Here is a 1,743-nt window from a genome sequence, read left to right on the forward strand (position 1 = left end):
ATCTTCAAGACTAATCATTTAATGCTCCTGACTTAAATACGATTGTTTTGTTAGGAGCATAGTTCACTGCTATCAGAAGTGGCACTGTCAAATCCTTAGCGTTTGATATGGATCAATTTGAGCACCTTACATTTGATAGAGACCTTGATAGTGGCTGAACCTTAAATTCTCTCCTAAACTGAAAGCAAGGGATTGTCAGACAGTTTAAGCAAATAGAGAGGCAAGTATGAATAAGAAAGCTGGTCGACAAGCACAAGAACGAAGACGTTGTCATCGCTATGATTCATCTAATATTTCTATCACCTTGAAATCTCAATCATCCTCAGCACCAAGCGACAATAATAAATTGAACATAGTCGACTTTAATCGATATGGTCTCGCCCTATGCAGTGACCATAGTTTTAGAGTTGGCGATACATTGAGCTTGATGCTGTCTGACCAGTCAGGCCATGAGGTAAATGTAGAAGGTTTTGTTTGTAATCGCGCAACAAGTGATGAAGGGTTTCGTTGTGGATTACGCTTTGTTGAAAGCAATGCTCAAGGCCAAACTCTCATCACCGCTCTACTTGAAATGGAGCAAAAACTCGACAAGCTCGCATCTTAGAAAGCAAAAAAAAGCGTGCTTATTGACCCGCCACAGGTTCAATAAGCACGAAAAGAGGCATTACAAGTTCACTCACAACCAGGAACAACTTGCCTCTTGAAAAGGAGGTAGTCACTCATTAATAAGCAACCGGCCCTAAAAACTTACTGCTAGCATCAGCATGCAAATCAGGATTCGATGCAGACTGAACCTTAAAAGTGATGGCATTGTTAGCCGTCTTAATTACATCGGGTGATACTTCAACAGTTACAGGCACTTCCTTTAACTCTCCTGGCCCCGCTTCCACTGTGTTCACTGACATATTCAGCGCGATATCACCTTCAACTGACAGGCGGTAGCTCACTGGCGTCTCAAGCTTATTCACCAGTTTCAAGGTGTAGTTATTCTCAATCATCCCCATACCGTTTTCGTAATATAATGCACCCCGATCCCTTAACACTGAAAGCTCAGCTAAAGGCCGAGTGATCAGGAAGGATGAGAACACCCCAACAACCACCAGCATCAGAACACCATAGCCTATTGAACGGCTATCAATCATTTTCGGGCGCTCACCTTGTTCAAATTCTTTTTCAGAAGCGTAGCGAATTAGCCCGGTCTCATACTTAAGCTTGTTCATCACACTGTCGCAAGCATCCACACACAAGGCACAGCCAATGCATTCATACTGAAGACCATCACGAATATCGATACCGGTCGGGCAAACCTGCACACATAAACTGCAGTCGACACAGGCTCCCAGGCTCGACTTTGGCTGCGCCCGAGAAGGCTTGCCTCTCGGTTCTCCGCGCGCCTTGTCGTAGCCGACGATCATGGTATTCTCATTAAACATTACGGACTGAAAGCGTGCATAAGGGCACATATAGATACACACTTGCTCACGCATCCAACCAGCATTGATGTAGGTTGCTACCGTAAAAAAGCCAACCCAGAATATCGCCCACCCGCTGACAACAGACAGCGTAAAAACATCAGCAATCAATTCTCTAATCGGATAAAAATAACCAACAAAGGTAAGCCCGGTCGCAAAAGCTAATGCCAGCCAGCTTAAGTGCTTAGCGCTTTTCTTAATCAGTTTTTCAAGATCCCACTTGTTTTTATCCAACTTGATTCGCTTGTTTCGGCTTCCTTCAAACAAATCC

At 44.1% G+C, this 1,743-nt stretch carries 2 protein-coding genes; one reads left to right on the forward strand and one right to left on the reverse strand.

The window, feature by feature from the left end; all coding sequences use genetic code 11:
* Nucleotides 1-226: 226 nt before the first annotated feature.
* Nucleotides 227-604 carry a PilZ domain-containing protein gene (locus A3761_RS14860; RefSeq protein WP_068553478.1) on the forward strand — a complete coding sequence of 126 codons (378 nt, stop codon included), beginning with the start codon at nt 227-229 and terminating at the stop codon, nt 602-604.
* Nucleotides 605-722: 118 nt separating this feature from the next.
* Here A3761_RS14860 and ccoG read toward each other — a convergent pair.
* The coding region (ccoG, locus tag A3761_RS14865; RefSeq protein WP_156491872.1) for a cytochrome c oxidase accessory protein CcoG at nt 723-1,743 on the reverse strand (1,021 nt) is incomplete at its 5' end.

The sequence above is a fragment of the Oleiphilus sp. HI0123 genome (assembly GCF_001635315.1).

Coding starts and splice junctions, on each gene's coding strand:
- A3761_RS14860 (WP_068553478.1), top strand. CDS start 227: ATGAATAAGAAAGCTGGTCGACAAGCACAAGAACGAAGACGTTGTCAT.